Here is a 16,797-nt window from a genome sequence, read left to right as displayed (position 1 = left end):
AGCACTGTTTTACCAAACCAACGAAATTTAGCAAACTATTAACACAATCTCTGCGTGATCCAGCGTGCGATCTCTTTCAGCGCTTTGTCAAAATTCTGGTACACCGGGCTGAAGGGTACCTCCAGCAATTTACCATCAGAAGATGACGACGTGATTAAGCGTGACTCCTCTTCCGGGCTAAACGGATCGTTCTTCCAGAAACCGGACATCATCGGGGTTGGGCAGCGGCGGCCGAGTAAGCCCTGCGTTTTTAATGAATAACGATTAAGTTCAATGCGCAACGCTTCGTCTGAAGCATCATGCATGCCAAGTCGGCTCGCCAGCACGTCCAGATACATCTCAGGAACGCTACCCTGACGCGCAGGATCGCTTAACAGAGCATGCACCACCGGGCCAAGACAGGCGACGGCCTTCAGGCGTGAAGATTCAAGGTAGGCAAGCCGTACCGCGACGTTAGCGCCAAAGCGGAAGCCAAACGCGCCAACCCGGGTGTGGTCAACCCAGGGGATATTCTCCAGCGCTTTTAAAGCATGCTGGTGCAGCAGGCTGGAGTCTTGCGTAAGTTTCCATTTGGATGAAAAACCAATGGAAGGCATATCAAGCGTCAGCATGGCGATTCCGTTTGGGGCAAAGTAGCGCTCATACAGGCTGTAATAGTCAATTTGTAACGAGTCCAGTCCACCGCACATCAGAACCGTCGGGAACGGCCCTTCCCCCTCCGGCATATGCAGGAATCCGGTCACCGGGCTGCCACCGGGAATGGCGAACTCAATTTCACGCATCCGGCCAGGCAACCGCTGCGCGGCCTCTTCATAAGCCCGGTTTGCCAGCGCCTGCGCCTGCTCTGCCAGTTCGTCGCCTTTAAGATGCGGATATGCAGCGATGCTGTACAGATTTGCCGCATGCAGCCAGTGCTTGCCGCTGAGAGTGGCATCTTCTTCCTGGCTCGCTTTTTGCTGCCAGAGCATGGCCTGCTTTGACCATTCGTAGATCCAGTTTCCACCACGGTAGCCCACCACCGTATCGTAGAGATCGCCGTCGGTACGCTCGGACTCACTCATCACGATACGCGCCTGCACGTCGAGGATTTCACGCGGATCGATGCCGCGCCAGATCCACATCAGACGGTTAATCATTCGATACCAGTGGGGCACGTTTTTACCGTCTAACGCTGACTGAACGGCAGGCATTGTCCCCGGATTAAACCGACGCACCAGCGTCGACGTTTCAGGATGCTTGAAACGGGGTTTGAAGAGAGTTTCGGTAAGATTCGCCTGCGTCATTGCGTTGCCTCCATGGATACGTCATATGAAGACCATTGTAACGCGTGGCAGGGTAAAAAGAACAACGCCCGGCATAACCGGGCGTGTAAAGTTACGTACTGAAATTAACGGCCAGAGATAGGCGGTACGAAGACCACGCCCATATCCCATGGCTGTTCAATCCAGGTATCCTGCGGGATATCAATGACGTAATCATCAACCAGTGGGCGACCCGCTGGTTTCGCGAAGATAGTGACGAAGTGCGCTTTTGGATACATTTCGCGGATAGCCACCGCGGTACCGCCGGTGTCCACCAGATCGTCGATAACGATAAAGCCTTCACCGTCGCCTTCCGCGCGTTTCAGCACTTTCAGTTCGCGCTGGTTGTCGTGATCGTAGCTGGAGATACATACGGTATCGACATGACGAATACCCAGCTCACGTGCCAGCAGCGCCCCCGGTACCAGACCGCCACGGCTGACGGCAATAATGCCTTTCCACTGTTCGGAAGGCATCAGACGCGCAGCCAGTTTGCGTGCGTGAATCTGCAACATGTCCCAGGTGACGACGTATTTTTCGCTCATGTGAAGTGTCCCAGCCTGTTTATATACGGCTTAAAAAAATGAGGGTGAACCAGGTTGCGCGAGATTATAGAGATCTGACGCACTAAAAACCAGTGTTACGCGCCATGAGCCTGAGTTTTTACATGCTTAATGCTACCAGCCACGGGAGAAAGTGGTATTCTCAGTTGCATCTCGCAAGCCTGACTTGTGGTAACGATTAACCTGCTAACCCTGTGACCTGCAACATTGTTTTGCAGCGCAACGACAAGGAGACCTATCGTGTCTGAACTGTCTCAATTATCTCCACAGCCGCTGTGGGATATTTTTGCCAAAATCTGCTCCATTCCGCACCCTTCCTATCACGAAGAACAGCTTGCCGAACATATTGTGGGTTGGGCGAAGGAAAAAGGTCTGCACGCTGAGCGCGACCAGGTTGGCAATATTCTTATCCGCAAACCTGCCACCGCAGGTATGGAAAACCGTAAGCCAGTGGTATTGCAGGCGCACCTGGATATGGTTCCGCAGAAAAACAACGACACCGTTCACGACTTCACAAAAGACCCGATCCAGCCGTACATCGACGGTGAGTGGGTGAAGGCGCGCGGCACGACTCTGGGCGCAGATAACGGCATTGGTATGGCTTCCGCGCTGGCCGTGCTGGCTGACGACAGCGTTGAACACGGTCCGCTGGAAGTGCTGCTGACTATGACTGAAGAAGCGGGCATGGATGGCGCGTTCGGTCTCCAGGCAAACTGGCTGCAAGCGGACATTCTGATCAACACCGACTCCGAAGAAGAGGGTGAGATCTACATGGGCTGCGCGGGCGGGATCGATTTTATCTCTACCCTACCGCTGTCCCGCGAAGCGATCCCTGCCGGATTCGAGACCTTTAAGCTGACGCTGAAAGGACTGAAAGGCGGTCACTCCGGCGGTGATATTCACCTGGGCCTGGGCAACGCCAACAAACTGCTGGCGCGTTTCCTGGCGGGCCATGCTGCTGAACTGGATCTGCGTCTGGTGGACTTCAACGGCGGTACTCTGCGTAACGCGATCCCTCGCGAAGCCTTCGCTACCGTGGCGGTGCCTGCGTCGAAAGCGGACGAGCTGAAAAAACTCTCCAGCGTGTATCTGGAGATCCTGAAAAACGAACTGTCTGCAAAAGAGAAAAACCTGACGATGGTGCTGGAGTCCGTTACGACGGATAAAGCCGCGCTGACCGCACAGTCTCGTGACACGTTCGTCCAGCTGCTGAACGCAACGCCAAACGGCGTTATTCGCAACTCTGACGTGGCGAAAGGCGTGGTGGAAACCTCCCTGAACGTGGGCGTGGTGACCATGGGTGACGACAGCGCAGAGATCATCTGCCTGATCCGTTCCCTGATCGACAGCGGCAAAGAGTACGTTGTGAGCATGCTGGAATCTCTGGGCACCCTGGCCGGTGCGAAAACGTCTGCAAAAGGCAGCTACCCGGGCTGGCAGCCGGATGCAAGTTCTCCGGTCATGGCACTGGTGCGTGAAACTTATCAGCGACTGTTCAACAGCACCCCGAACATTCAGGTTATTCACGCGGGTCTGGAGTGTGGTCTGTTCAAGAAACCGTATCCGGATATGGACATGGTCTCCATCGGGCCAACCATCACCGGGCCACACTCCCCGGATGAGCAGGTTCACATTGAAAGCGTCGGTCACTACTGGACGCTGCTGACTGAGCTGCTGAAAGCAATTCCTGTTAAGTAATTAGCCGTTTGATGCCCGGTGGCGCTACGCTTGCCGGGCCTACGATTAGCGTAATCTACAGTCCCAACACCAGTTGACGCTCCAGCTGCGGATCCAGCAAGGTGACGTGCAGCCCCACCAGCCTCACCCCTCGTCCGCCCCGCCGTTCTTCCCACGCCTTTTTCGCCGTCGCGATAAGATCCTCTTTGTTGAGGCGTGGCCAGACGTGCTCCTGCGTCGTCTGCTGAAAATCGTTAAATTTCAGTTTGATGCCCTGTCGGGCAATAAGCAGATCCGGTTTGACCTTCAGTAAGCGTCGTTCAAGCTCAGGATAAAGCTGTTCCGTAATAATGGTTTCACACTCGGTCCAGTCATGGATATCTTCGCTCAGCGTGCGTTCAACGCCGACCGATTTACGCAGCCGTTCGTTGTTCACATCCCGGTCATCAATGCCCTGACTGCGTTCCCACAGTACGCGGCCAAACTTGCCAAAACGCTTAAGCAGCAGCGCCAGATCGCTGCGCTGAACGTCTTCGCAGGTGCGTAGCCCCATACTTTCCAGCTTCGCGGCGGAGACTTTGCCCACGCCGGGGATTTTGCTGAGCGGCAGCGTCCTTAAAAACGCCGGAACCTCTTCCGGAGTGATGACGTACTGGCCGTTGGGCTTATTTAAATCGGAGGCGATTTTGGCGAGAAATTTGACCGGCGCGACGCCTGCCGATGCCGTCAGGTTCAGCTCGTTAAAAATAGTCTGGCGGATCTCCTGCGCCATCAGGGTGGCGGAGCCGTGGCAGTGCACGCTGTGGGTGACATCCAGATAGGCTTCATCCAGCGATAACGGTTCAATCAGTGAGGTGTAGCGGGAGAAGATCTCCCGAATGTGGCTCGATGCTTCTTTATAGGCATCAAAACGTCCGGGCAAAAGAGTGAGATGCGGGCACAGTTTCAGCGCCATCGCTGTCGGCATGGCGCTGCGTACACCGTATTTGCGAGCAGGATAGTTGGCGGTGCTGATGACACCGCGCTGAACCCGGCTGCCGCCAATGGCGATCGGAATATCCCGCAGCGCCGGGTTGTCACGCATCTCCACTGCGGCAAAAAAGCAGTCCATATCGACATGGATTATTTTGCGCATAGTAAGCCCTCACTTATTACTGGATAAGTATACAGTAAACAAATGAGGGTTGAGAAGTGCGCGCAGGAATTGTCGGGTGGCGGCGTTGCCTTACCCGACCTGGAAGACTAAATAATGCGTTGCTGCTCGCGAGCCATCCGCTTTTTTCGCGCATCGCACGGTTCCGGACAATCGCACACTTTTTCCATTCCGATGGAAGAGATGCCTCCGCAACTGCCCTGAATGCTTTTACGCTTGATGATCCAGCCTAAGGACATGCCGAAGATCACCAGCACAAACACCGCAAAGGTCGCCAGAAAAGTCAGCATAATCAGCCTCCGAAATCATCAAGCATGATGTTCTCATCTTCCACGCCAAGATCTTTTAGCATCTTAATCACGGCGGCGTTCATCATTGGTGGACCACACATATAGAACTCGCAGTCTTCCGGTGCCGGGTGCTGTTTGAGGTAATTTTCATACAGCACGTTGTGGATGAAGCCCGTATAGCCTGTCCAGTTATCTTCCGGCTGCGGATCGGATAGCGCCACATGGAAGGTAAAGTTAGGGTTATCACGCGCCAGTTGTTCAAACTCATCGTCATAGAACATTTCGCGCAGTGAACGCGCCCCGTACCAGAAGCTGATCTTACGCTTGCTGCCAAGTCGTTTGAGCTGGTCAAAAATATGCGAACGCATCGGCGCCATACCCGCACCGCCGCCGATAAAGACCATCTCCGCGTCAGTATCTTTGGCAAAGAATTCGCCGAACGGGCCGGAAATCGTCACTTTGTCGCCAGGCTTGAGGGACCAGATATACGACGACATGACGCCAGGAGGGGCATCAGGCACATTCGGTGGCGGCGTGGCGATACGCACGTTGAGCATAATAATGCCCTTCTCTTCCGGATAGTTAGCCATGGAATAGGCGCGAAGCGCGGGCTCTTTTACCTCGGAAACAAAGCGGAAGAGGTTAAATTTATCCCAGTCTGCCCGGTACTCCTCAGGCACATCGAAGTCAGCATACGCGACGGTGTGTGCCGGACAATCAATCTGGATATACCCACCCGCACGGAACGGGACGCTCTCCCCTTCAGGGACACGCAGTTTGAGCTCTTTGATGAACGTGGCTTTGTTATCGTTAGAGATAACTTCGCATTCCCATTTTTTCACGCCGAAGATCTCCTCCGGCAGCTCAATCTTCATGTTCTGGCGCACAGCGACCTGGCACGCCAGACGGCATCCCTCTTTCGCTTCACGCTTCGTGATATGCGACAGTTCCGTTGGCAGAATATCACCGCCGCCCTCTTTGACCGTCACACGGCACTGGCCACAGGAGCCACCGCCGCCACAGGCAGACGAGACAAAAATCCCGTTGCCGGAGAGCGTGTTAAGCAGCTTATCCCCTGCCGGGGTACGGATCTGATTCTGCGGATCGTCATTGATATCAATGATCACATCCCCGGAATTGACCAGCTTCGCACGCGCCGCCAGGATCAGCCCTGACAGCACCAGTACTATCAGCGTGAACATCACCACGCCAAGAATAATTTCCATCTGTTAGCCCTTATAGCTGCACACCGGAGAAGGACATAAAGCCCAACGCCATCAGGCCGGTGGTGATAAAGGTGATCCCTAAGCCACGAAGCCCCGCAGGTACGTTGGCATATTTCATTTTTTCACGGATCCCCGCCATGGTGACAATCGCCAGCATCCAGCCGATACCGGAACCGAAGCCATACACAACCGATTCACTGAAGTTGTAATCGCGCTGAACCATAAACGAGACGCCACCGAAGATGGCGCAGTTCACGGCGATCAGCGGCAGGAAGATCCCCAGCGCGTTGTACAGCGACGGGAAGTATTTATCGAGGATCATCTCCAGGATCTGAACAAGCGCCGCAATCACTCCGATAAAGGTGATGAAGTTCAGGAAGCTAAGATCAACCCCCTCCACCAGCGCGCCATCGCGCAGCACGAAGTTGAATACCAGGTTGTTAATCGGAACGGAAAGCCCCAGCACAACGGTAACTGCCACGCCCAGACCAAATGCCGTCGATACCTTTTTAGAAACGGCAAGGAACGTACACATGCCCAGGAAGAAAGCGAGCGCCATGTTTTCAACAAACACCGCGCGCACAAATAAACTCAGGTAATGAGCCATTGTCGGTTACTCCTTTTCCTGCTGTTCAGGCTTCAACGTACGAATCAGCCAGATCAGCAAACCGATAATGAAAAATGCGCTTGGGGCCAGCAGGAACAGGCCGTTCGGCAGATACCAGCCGCCGTTCTGTACCGTATCCAGCACCGGAATGCCAAACAGCTTGCCGCTGCCAATAAGTTCGCGCAGGAAACCAACCGTCAACAGGATCACGCCGTAACCCAGACCGTTGCCGATACCGTCCATAAAGCTCGCCAGCGGTGGCATTTTCATCGCATAGGCTTCAGCACGCCCCATCACGATGCAGTTGGTGATTATCAGGCCGACAAACACCGAAAGCTGCTTCGAGGTTTCATAGGCGAAGGCGCGCAGGAGCTGATCGACCACGATCACCAGCGAGGCGATAATAGCCATCTGCACGATGATCCTCACGCTGTTGGGTATGTGGTGGCGGATCATTGAGATAAACATGCTGGAAAACGCTGTCACCAGCGTTACCGCCAGCGTCATGACCACCGCCGTTTCCAGCTTGGTGGTCACCGCCAGCGCCGAGCACACCCCCAGCACCTGTAGCGTTATCGGGTTATTGGCTAACAGCGGGCCAATCAGCACCTTTTTAACTTCTTTCAGTTCACCCGTATCAGCCATTATTCAGCGCTCCTTCACGTACATTCTTCAGGAAGGGACCAAAGCCCAGTTCACCCATCCAGAAATCAAAGCTGTGCTGCACACCGTTAGAGGTGAGCGTGGCGCCGGAAAGGCCATCAACGGCAAATTCATCGCCGGGACGCGCGCCCCCTTTCACCACCTTCAGCGCAGGCTGGCCGTTGTCGTCGAGCACTTTTTTACCAACAAACTGTGCCCGCCAGTTAGGGTTCTCAACTTCGCCTCCCAGCCCTGGTGTTTCGCCCTGATCGTAATAAGTAATGCCTTTGACCGTACGACCATCGGTATCCAACGCCACAAAGGCGTACATCATTGACCATAAACCGTTGCCATAGATGGGCAACACGATTTCCTGGATGCGCTTTTGCTCGTCACGGACGAGGTAAATCTCCGCGACATTGCTGCGGCGCTTAATGCCTGCCGGATCCTGCGAGGCGTCAAGCGTGGTGCTCATCTGCGGATCTTTTAGCGCCAGCGCCTGGTTGTATTTCGCCGGGTCTTTATCCATTAACTCCCCGGTTTTTAAATCCACCAGCCGTGCGGTAATACGTTCGGCAAACACCGCTGCGACGTCATCCTTCGTCATGCCTTCCTGCATCAGCCCGGCCACGGCCAGGATGTTACGCTGTTTATCCAGCGCTCGTTGCTCCTGCTGTAGCGGTTTTAACCCTACGGCAGAACCGGCCACGACAATGGAACAGACCAGACACAGTACCAGCACCACCAGCAGCGTTTTGCTGATGCTGTCGTTATTTTTGATCTCAGCCACGCGCCTTCCTCCGCTTAATGTTGGCGCGCACGACCAGGTAGTCGAACAGCGGCGCAAACAGATTGGCAAACAGAATGGCCAACATCATCCCTTCCGGATAAGCCGGGTTGACCACGCGAATCAGTACACACATCACCCCAATGAGCGCGCCGTAACACCATTTACCTCTGTCGGTAAACGAAGCCGAGACCGGATCGGTGGCCATGAACATCATGCCAAACGCAAAGCCTCCCAGCACAAGGTGCCAGTACCACGGCATGGAGAACATCGGGTTTGTGTCTGAACCAATGAAGTTGAAAAGCGTGGCGGTGAGTACCATCCCGAGCATGACGCCTGCGACAATGCGCCAGGACGCCACGCGGCCAAAGAGGATGATGGCCCCGCCGATCAAAATCATCAGGGTAGACACTTCACCGATGGAGCCTGGAATATTGCCGATAAACGCATCAAACCAGGTGACAGGCTGTCCGGTTGCATTATTGACCAGCGTTTCGCCGCCGCCAGCCGCCCACTGTGAAAGTGGCGTCGCGCCGGAGAATCCGTCTGCTGCCGTCCACACCAGGTCGCCCGAGATTTGCGCCGGATAAGCAAAGAACAGGAACGCGCGCCCTGCCAGCGCCGGATTGAGGAAGTTGCGTCCGGTCCCGCCGAAGATCTCCTTGGCAATCACCACGCCAAAGCTGATCCCCATCGCCGCCTGCCAGAGCGGCAGCGTTGGCGGAACAATCAGCGCAAACAGAATAGAGGTAACAAAGAAGCCCTCGTTGATCTCATGTTTGCGAATAATAGCGAACAGCACCTCCCAGAAACCGCCGACGATAAAGACAGTCATATAGATGGGGAGGAAGAAGACAGCGCCCAGCGTCATCATGCTGATCCAGCCGGCATCTGCCGCAAAGCTCACCCCCAGCGACTGCGCCAGACGATAGTGCCAGTCAGACTGAATCACCTGCGCCAGCTGCTCTGCATTGTACATATGGTGCAGCGCCGGAATAGTTTGCAACCCAACGTTATACATCCCCCAGAACATGGCCGGGAAGACCGCAAACCAGACCAGAATCATCATTCGCTTGAGGTCGATGGCGTCGCGAACGTGCGCCGCGCCTTTCGTCACCAGACCCGGCGTGTAGAAAATGGTCGTTGTCGCTTCATACAGCGGGTAGTACTTTTTGAGCTTCCCTTCGGTAAAGTGCGGCTCAATTTTTTCAAAGAGGTGTTTTAAGCCCATGGTTATCCTTCCTGCTCAATGCGGGTTAACACCTCGCGCAATACGGGTCCATATTCGTATTTACCTGGACACACATAGGTACACAGCGCCAGATCTTCTTCGTCCAGCTCCAGACAGCCCAACGCCTGGGCACCGTCGGTATCGCCGGCCAGGAGATCGCGCAGCAGCACGGTGGGCAGAATATCCAGCGGCATCACGCGTTCGTAGTTGCCAATCGGAACCATGGCGCGCTCACCGCCGTTGGTGCTGGTGGAGAAGTTAAACAGCTTACGACGCAGGAAGTGGCCGAGCGTGGTGCGGGTTACAGAGTATTTTTCTGCACCAGGCAGTACCCAGCCGAACAGCTCTTTCTCGCGTCCTTCAAGCACAACGCTCACCTGAAGATGGAAACGACCCAGCCAGGCCATCGGGCCTGTCGCGTGCCTGCCGCTCAGCACCGAACCGGAAATAATACGGTTTTCACCCTCTTTCGTTTCGCCAGCCAACAGCGCCGTCAGGTCTGCCCCAAGCAGCGTGCGAACCAGACGCGGTTGGGTTGCCTGAGGGCCGCCGATGGCAATAATGCGTTCTGCGCACAGCTCACCCGTGGTGAATAGCTTACCGATAGCGATCACGTCCTGATAATTAAGATGCCAGACCTGTTTCGTCAGGCTTACCGGCTCCAGGAAATGAATATGCGTTCCCACCAGCCCGGCCGGATGCGGGCCGGCAAATTCATTAAAGGCTACCTGCCCTTGCGGATGCCCGCCCAGCTTACCGCCGCTGGCCTGACAGACATGCACTTTACCCGGCGTCAGGCGCGTTAACACGGTGAGGCCGGCATCGAAAGCGTTTCGTTCCGCCAGGATAAGAGGCTGCGGATCTGCGCTAAGCGGGTTGGTGTCGATGGCCGTGACGAAGATAGCGGCCGGCACAGTGCCAGGCACGGGCGTTTTGCTATAGGGGCGCGTGCGAAGCGCCGTCCACAGTCCCGACTCCAGCAGTTGCGTCTGCACCGCGTCGTGGCTGAGGGTGGCAAGATCGGCGGCGTCAAAACGCGCAAATTCGCGTTTCTCATCGCCTTCAATTTGAATAACAACCGATTGCAGGACGCGACGCTCACCACGATGGATGGCGACAACGGTGCCGCTGGCTGGGGCTGTAAACATAACGCCAGGATTTTTTTTATCCTCGAAGAGCGCCTGGCCTTTTATTACGCGATCGCCTTCCTGTACCAGCATCGCGGGACGCATGCCCACGTAATCATCACCTACAATAGCGACATGATGAATACTGGCGCCGGTGGTAACGTGCTGTTCAGGCACGCCAGAGATTGGCAGATCGAGTCCTTTTCTGATTCTAAACATGTGGTTAGCAGGTATCCATGAACAACAATCCAGAGAGGCCGGAGTGTATCATTTTCGGCCCTGCCAGGGGCAGCAAATCCGCCGACTGGCGCGCCGAAATGCGAGCTATTGCGCAAAGTTCCTGGAGTCAGGACAATGTGAATGGGTTATAAAGTAAAACTAATTTGTAAACGCAAAGGTTGGCTCTTGCGAAAATCTCCATCGGTGCTAATGTGAGCGCTCCTGTCCAGATTAGTCTGATTTCGGGTGTCTTTTGCCGTTCTGGCAAGTTGGTCATTGTTTTATCAAGGAACCAGTAGTATGCGTAAAATCGCATTGTTCATTGCGATGCTTCTGATACCGTGCATGTCGTTTGCCGGGCTGCTTGGCAGTAATAGTTCAACGACGCCGGTCAGCAAAGAGTATAAACAGCAGTTGATGGGATCCCCGGTTTATATTCAAATCTTCAAGGAAGAGCGCACACTCGATCTGTTTGTCAAAATGGGCGAGACGTATCAGCTGCTCGATAGCTACAAAATCTGTAACTATTCTGGCGGGCTGGGGCCGAAACAGCGCCAGGGTGACTTCAAAAGTCCGGAAGGGTTTTACAACGTTCAGCGTAACCAGCTAAAACCGGACAGCCGCTTCTATAAAGCGATTAACATCGGTTTCCCCAATGCCTTCGACCGTGCGCACGGTTACGAAGGGAAATACCTGATGATTCACGGTGCCTGCGTGTCAGTCGGTTGTTATGCGATGACGGATTCCGGCATTGATGAAATCTTCCAGTTTGTCACGGGCGCACTGGTCTTCGGCCAGCCGAATGTTCAGGTCAGCATCTATCCGTTCCGTATGACGGATGCGAACATGGCGCGCCATAAGTACTCTGTTTACACAGATTTCTGGAAACAGCTAAAACCGGGCTATGACTACTTCGAGCAGACCCATAAGCCGCCGGTGGTGTCCATCGTCAATGGCCGTTACGTGGTGAGTAAACCGCTCAGCCATGAAGTGGTTCAGCCGCAGCTGGCGTCAAATTACGCGGTCCCCGAGACAAAATAGCGCCCACTCGCCTGGCATGATCTTTTGCCAGGTTTCGTTGCCGGTCAGCGGCTGCGTTGCAATGACAGTGACCACATCGTTCGGTGTGGTCTCCTTCTGAAAATCAATTTCCACATCCTGATCGAGCAGCGTGGCGACGCCAAACGGCGCACGTCGGGTGATCCAGAACAGATTCGTCGAGCAGAACGCCATCACGTAGCGCCCGTCAGACAGCAGCATATTAAAGACGCCCTTCTCGCGTAACTCAGACGCCAGTGACGCTATGTACTTAAAAACGGCGGTCATGTTACCGGGCGTACGGGGGTAGCGCTCAGTCAGCTTGTGCAGCAGCCAGCAAAATGCTTTTTCGCTGTCCGTTTCACCGACAGGACGAAAATTGCCGGTTTCCAGTGATTTATAGCCCGAGAGCTGCCCGTTGTGCGCATAGGTCCAGTTACGGCCCCACAGTTCACGGGTAAACGGATGGGTATTTTCCAGCGCCACTTCGCCGCGATTGGCCTGGCGGATATGGGCGATCACCGAACAGGATTTAATAGGATAGTCCTGCACCAGTCTGGCAATGGGTGAGTTAAAGCTGGGTTGTGGATCTTTAAACGTGCGACATCCTTTGCCTTCGTAGAAGGTAATACCCCAGCCGTCTTTATGCGGCCCGGTTCCTCCACCGCGCTGAACCAGTCCGGTAAAACTAAAGCAGATATCGGTTGGCACATTGGCGCTCATCCCGAGCAGTTCGCACATAGATCACCTCCACAACAGCGGGGGGCACCGGCGCCCCCCAGCGAAGTCTTACTTAACCATCTCTTTTTCGATCAGTTGGATCAGGATGTGGATCACTTTGATGTGAATTTCCTGAACGCGATCCGCATAACCGAAGTGTGGTACACGGATTTCAATGTCCGCTGTACCGTCCATCTTACCGCCATCTTTCCCGGTCAGGGTGATCACTTTCATGCCCTTCTCACGCGCGGCGGCGATCGCTTTGATCACGTTAGCAGAGTTACCGGACGTGGAGATCCCCAGCAGCACGTCGCCTTCACGGCCTACGGCTTCAACGTAGCGGGAAAAGATATGGTCGTAACCGAAGTCGTTGCCTACACAGGAGATGTGGCTCACGTCGGAAATCGCAATCGCCGGGTAGCCCGGACGGTTTTCACGATAGCGTCCGGTCAGCTCTTCGGCGAAGTGCATGGCGTCACAGTGGGAACCGCCGTTACCGCAGGAGAGCACTTTACCGCCGGCTTTGAAGCTGTCGGCAAGCAGGACCGCCGCGCGCTGAATAGCGTGAATATTGGCATCATCTTTCAGAAAATTCGCCAGCGTTTCCGCCGCTTCGTTCAGTTCGTTACGAATAAGATCCTGGTACATGAGGATAATCCTTCAGTATTGATGAAATAACACAGTGGAGTGTACCGGATAGCAGTAAAAGCGAGAAGCTAAAGCCATGCGAATCGTCCGGCGTTTTGATTTTTTGTGCCGGCTAAAACGCGAACAATGTGAACCAGGTTGTAATTATTTTGTAAACACATTGCTAAAGGAAATGACATCAACTACAACCATATCATCACAAGTGGTCAGACCTCCTACAAGCAAGGGAGCTTTTCTTTATGATGATTTTGAGCATTTTCGCAACCGTTGTGCTGCTCGGTGTGTTGTTCTATCACCGTGTCAGTTTATTCCTGAGTAGCCTGATTCTTCTGGCCTGGACGGCTGCACTTGGCGTCGCTGGTCTGTGGAATATCTGGGTCCTTGTTCCCCTGGCCATCATTTTGCTGCCGTTCAACCTGACGCCGATGCGTAAGTCGATGATCTCTGCGCCGGTGTTCAGGGGATTCCGTAAAGTGATGCCGCCGATGTCGCGTACAGAGAAAGAAGCGATTGACGCCGGTACAACCTGGTGGGAAGGCGATCTGTTCCAGGGCAACCCTGACTGGAAAAAGCTTCACAACTATCCGCAGCCGCGTCTGACCGCCGAAGAACAAGCCTTTATTGATGGTCCGGTAGAAGAAGCGTGCCGCATGGCAAACGACTTTGCCATCACTCACGAAATGGCCGACCTGCCGCCTGAGCTGTGGGCATACCTGAAAGAGCATCGCTTCTTCGCGATGATCATTAAGAAAGAGTACGGCGGTCTGGAATTCTCCGCTTACGCTCAGGCTCGCGTACTGCAAAAACTGGCGGGTGTCTCCGGGATCCTGGCGATCACCGTTGGCGTGCCAAACTCCTTAGGCCCGGGCGAGCTGTTACAGCATTACGGTACAGAAGAGCAGAAAGATCACTACCTGCCGCGTCTGGCGCGTGGTCAGGAAATTCCGTGCTTCGCGCTGACCAGCCCGGAGGCAGGCTCCGATGCCGGCGCAATTCCTGATACCGGCGTGGTTTGCATGGGCGAATGGCAGGGCCAGCAGGTGCTGGGCATGCGCCTGACCTGGAACAAACGTTATATCACCCTAGCACCTATCGCCACGGTGTTGGGCCTGGCGTTCAAACTCTCTGACCCGGAAAAACTGCTGGGCGGTGAAGAAGAGCTGGGTATTACCTGTGCGCTGATCCCAACTTCAACCCCGGGCGTTGAAATTGGTCGCCGTCACTTCCCGCTGAACGTGCCGTTCCAGAACGGTCCTACCCGCGGTCAGGATATCTTTGTCCCGATTGACTACATCATCGGTGGCCCGAAAATGGCCGGGCAGGGCTGGCGTATGCTGGTGGAATGTCTGTCTGTGGGCCGCGGCATTACCCTGCCGTCGAACTCAACAGGCGGTCTGAAATCGGTGGCGATGGGGATTGGGGCTTACGCGCATATCCGCCGTCAGTTCAAAATCTCCATCGGCAAGATGGAAGGTATCGAAGAGCCGCTGGCGCGTATTGCGGGCAATGCCTACGTGATGGACGCCGCAGCCTCGCTGATTACCTACGGCATTATGCTGGGCGAAAAACCCGCCGTGCTGTCAGCGATTGTGAAGTATCACTGTACCCACCGCGCACAGCAGTCAATTATTGATGCAATGGATATCGCAGGCGGTAAAGGTATCATGCTCGGCGAAGGCAACTTCCTGGCGCGCGGCTATCAGGGTGCGCCGATTGCCATCACCGTGGAAGGGGCAAACATCCTGACCCGCAGCATGATGATCTTCGGCCAGGGTGCGATTCGCTGCCATCCGTACGTGCTGGAAGAGATGGCTGCCGCGCAGAATAATGATGTGGATGCCTTCGACAAGCTGCTGTTCAAACATATCGGTCACGTCGGTAGCAACAAGGTGCGCAGCTTCTGGCTGGGCCTGACGCGCGGGCTGACCAGCGCGACGCCAACCGGCGATGCGACCAAACGTTACTACCAGCATCTGAACCGTCTGAGCGCCAACCTGGCTCTGCTGTCTGACGTTTCCATGGCGGTGCTGGGCGGTAGCCTGAAGCGTCGCGAACGCATCTCCGCCCGTCTGGGTGATGTGCTGAGCCAGATCTTCCTGGCCTCTGCGGTGCTGAAACGCTACGACGATGAAGGCCGTCAGGAAGCGGATCTGCCGCTGGTGCACTGGGGCGTTCAGGATGCGATGTATCAGGCCGAACAGGCGATTGACGATCTGCTGGCGAACTTCCCGAACCGCTTCGTGGCGGGTGCCCTGCGCGCGGTGATCTTCCCGACCGGTCGTCATCACCTGGCGCCGTCCGACAAGCTGGATCACAAAGTGGCAAAAATCCTCCAGGTACCAAGCGCAACCCGCTCTCGTATTGGTCGGGGTCAATATCTGGCACCTACCCCGCATAACCCGGTAGGTTTGCTGGAAGAGGCGCTGCTTGACGTGATGGCCGCCGACCCGATTCACCAGAAGATCTGCAAACAGCTGGGCAAAAACCTGCCGTTTACACGACTGGATGAGCTGGCAAAACAGGCGCTGGCGGGTGGCATCATCGACAACAGCGAAGCTGCGATTCTGGTGAAAGCCGAAGAGAGCCGTCTGCGCAGTATTAATGTGGATGATTTCGAACCTGAAGAGCTGGCGACACAGCCGGTAAAGCTGCCAGAGAAACACCGCAAACCTGAAGCGGCATAAGGCCTTTTGCTCCCACAAACCCCGCCCCGCGCGGGGTTTTTTATTGCCACATTTTCTGGTAATGACGTGCTACAGTGTCAAAAAGTGTTTATTAAGGAGCCTGTATCGTGCCTGGTTTAAAGATTTCTGTTTTGCAGCAACCTTTAGTGTGGATGGACGGCCCCGCCAACCTTCGCCATTTTGATCGCCAGCTGGAAGAGATTACCGGACGCGATGTGATTGTCCTGCCGGAGATGTTTACCACAGGTTTCGCGATGGAGGCAGCAAAACAGTCCATGCCGCAGGACGAGGTGGTGGCCTGGATGCACGCCAGGGCGCAGGAAACAAATGCGCTGATTGCCGGTAGCGTCGCACTCCAGACCGGGCGCGGACCGGTCAACCGCTTCCTGCTGGTCGAGCCGGAAGGAAAAGTCCATTTCTACGATAAGCGCCACCTGTTCCGCATGGCGGATGAACATCAACATTATGAAGCCGGAAGCGAACGCGTGGTATTTGAATGGCGCGGCTGGCGTATTCTGCCGCTGGTCTGCTATGACCTGCGCTTCCCGGTGTGGTCGCGCAACCGCAACGATTATGACCTGGCGTTGTACGTCGCCAACTGGCCCGCCCCACGCTCCCTGCACTGGCAGGCTTTACTGACCGCGCGCGCGATTGAAAATCAGGCTTATGTCGTTGGCTGTAACCGCGTGGGAACGGACGGCAACGGGCATCACTATCGCGGTGACAGCCGGGTGATAAGTCCGCAGGGTGAGATTATTGCCACCGCCGAGCCGCATCAGGCAACACGAATTGACGCTGAGATCTCGTTAACGGCGTTAAAGGAGTATCGGGAGAAGTTTCCGGCCTGGCAGGATGCAGATCCGTTTAGCATTGGTTGAAAAAAA

General features: G+C 55.1%; 16 protein-coding genes. 4 read left to right on the top strand and 12 right to left on the bottom strand.

Going from position 1 to position 16,797, the window contains the following annotated elements; translation table 11 throughout:
* Window positions 1-38: 38 nt before the first annotated feature.
* Window positions 39-1,283 carry an esterase FrsA gene (gene frsA / locus ACJTMZ_RS19990; protein WP_045341099.1) on the bottom strand — a complete coding sequence of 415 codons (1,245 nt, stop codon included), beginning with the start codon at window positions 1,281-1,283 and terminating at the stop codon, window positions 39-41.
* Window positions 1,284-1,387: 104 nt separating this feature from the next.
* On the bottom strand, window positions 1,388-1,846 hold the full coding sequence (gpt, locus tag ACJTMZ_RS19985; protein WP_003863205.1) for a xanthine phosphoribosyltransferase: 459 nt from the start codon (window positions 1,844-1,846) through the stop codon (window positions 1,388-1,390).
* 258 nt (window positions 1,847-2,104) lie between these two features.
* Here gpt and pepD point away from each other — a divergent pair, with 258 nt between their 5' ends.
* Complete coding sequence (pepD, locus tag ACJTMZ_RS19980) at window positions 2,105-3,562, top strand: cytosol nonspecific dipeptidase (RefSeq protein ID WP_252011115.1); 1,458 nt, start codon at window positions 2,105-2,107, stop codon at window positions 3,560-3,562.
* A 55-nt stretch (window positions 3,563-3,617) separates the two neighbouring features.
* Here pepD and dinB read toward each other — a convergent pair whose 3' ends face one another.
* The 8 genes from dinB to ACJTMZ_RS19940 all read right to left on the bottom strand — a co-directional run bounded on the left by dinB (window position 3,618) and on the right by ACJTMZ_RS19940 (window position 10,823).
* Complete coding sequence (gene dinB, locus ACJTMZ_RS19975; RefSeq protein WP_033487732.1) at window positions 3,618-4,676, bottom strand: DNA polymerase IV; 1,059 nt, start codon at window positions 4,674-4,676, stop codon at window positions 3,618-3,620.
* Between the two features lie 107 nt (window positions 4,677-4,783).
* Window positions 4,784-4,984, bottom strand: coding sequence for a (Na+)-NQR maturation NqrM (gene nqrM, locus ACJTMZ_RS19970; protein ID WP_003863212.1), 201 nt, complete (start codon window positions 4,982-4,984; stop codon window positions 4,784-4,786).
* Between the two features lie 2 nt (window positions 4,985-4,986).
* Window positions 4,987-6,210, bottom strand: a complete 1,224-nt coding sequence (gene nqrF / locus ACJTMZ_RS19965; RefSeq protein WP_015571374.1) for an NADH:ubiquinone reductase (Na(+)-transporting) subunit F — start codon at window positions 6,208-6,210, stop codon at window positions 4,987-4,989.
* A gap of 10 nt (window positions 6,211-6,220) precedes the next feature.
* Window positions 6,221-6,817, bottom strand: coding sequence for an NADH:ubiquinone reductase (Na(+)-transporting) subunit E (gene nqrE, locus ACJTMZ_RS19960; RefSeq protein WP_003863217.1), 597 nt, complete (start codon window positions 6,815-6,817; stop codon window positions 6,221-6,223).
* A gap of 6 nt (window positions 6,818-6,823) precedes the next feature.
* Window positions 6,824-7,462 carry an NADH:ubiquinone reductase (Na(+)-transporting) subunit D gene (locus ACJTMZ_RS19955; RefSeq protein ID WP_003863219.1) on the bottom strand — a complete coding sequence of 213 codons (639 nt, stop codon included), beginning with the start codon at window positions 7,460-7,462 and terminating at the stop codon, window positions 6,824-6,826.
* Window positions 7,455-8,249 carry a Na(+)-translocating NADH-quinone reductase subunit C gene (locus tag ACJTMZ_RS19950; protein WP_023295964.1) on the bottom strand — a complete coding sequence of 265 codons (795 nt, stop codon included), beginning with the start codon at window positions 8,247-8,249 and terminating at the stop codon, window positions 7,455-7,457. The genes ACJTMZ_RS19955 and ACJTMZ_RS19950 overlap by 8 nt, the downstream gene beginning before the upstream one ends.
* Window positions 8,242-9,477: an NADH:ubiquinone reductase (Na(+)-transporting) subunit B gene (locus tag ACJTMZ_RS19945; RefSeq protein ID WP_017383123.1), complete on the bottom strand. Its 1,236-nt coding sequence runs from the start codon at window positions 9,475-9,477 to the stop codon at window positions 8,242-8,244. Before ACJTMZ_RS19945 ends, ACJTMZ_RS19950 begins: the two co-directional genes overlap by 8 nt.
* 2 nt (window positions 9,478-9,479) lie before the next feature.
* Entirely contained in the window at window positions 9,480-10,823 is a 1,344-nt protein-coding gene (locus ACJTMZ_RS19940; protein ID WP_032647337.1) for a Na(+)-translocating NADH-quinone reductase subunit A, read from the bottom strand.
* 300 nt (window positions 10,824-11,123) lie between these two features.
* On the opposite strand from ACJTMZ_RS19940, the gene dpaA reads away from it, so the two are divergent.
* On the top strand, window positions 11,124-11,864 hold the full coding sequence (gene dpaA, locus ACJTMZ_RS19935) for a peptidoglycan meso-diaminopimelic acid protein amidase (RefSeq protein WP_006810008.1): 741 nt from the start codon (window positions 11,124-11,126) through the stop codon (window positions 11,862-11,864).
* Here the strand turns inward: dpaA and ACJTMZ_RS19930 are convergent.
* Entirely contained in the window at window positions 11,835-12,602 is a 768-nt protein-coding gene (locus ACJTMZ_RS19930; RefSeq protein WP_017383120.1) for a class II glutamine amidotransferase, read from the bottom strand. The two genes, dpaA and ACJTMZ_RS19930, sit on opposite strands and share 30 nt — an antisense overlap.
* Window positions 12,603-12,650: 48 nt before the next feature.
* Window positions 12,651-13,229: a D-sedoheptulose 7-phosphate isomerase gene (gene lpcA, locus ACJTMZ_RS19925; RefSeq protein WP_003863232.1), complete on the bottom strand. Its 579-nt coding sequence runs from the start codon at window positions 13,227-13,229 to the stop codon at window positions 12,651-12,653.
* Between the two features lie 239 nt (window positions 13,230-13,468).
* Between lpcA and fadE the strand changes: the two genes are divergently transcribed.
* Both fadE and ACJTMZ_RS19915 read left to right on the top strand, forming a co-directional pair.
* A complete protein-coding gene (gene fadE, locus ACJTMZ_RS19920; protein WP_015571378.1) occupies window positions 13,469-15,913 on the top strand; it encodes an acyl-CoA dehydrogenase FadE in 2,445 nt (814 codons plus the stop codon).
* A gap of 107 nt (window positions 15,914-16,020) precedes the next feature.
* Window positions 16,021-16,791, top strand: coding sequence for an amidohydrolase (locus tag ACJTMZ_RS19915; protein ID WP_017383119.1), 771 nt, complete (start codon window positions 16,021-16,023; stop codon window positions 16,789-16,791).
* The last annotated feature ends 6 nt before the right edge of the window (window positions 16,792-16,797 follow it).

The organism is Enterobacter sp. DN (genome assembly GCF_046054285.1).
Classification (GTDB): Bacteria; Pseudomonadota; Gammaproteobacteria; order Enterobacterales; family Enterobacteriaceae; genus Enterobacter; species Enterobacter hormaechei_C.
This window is presented reverse-complemented; position numbering and strand designations above follow the sequence as displayed.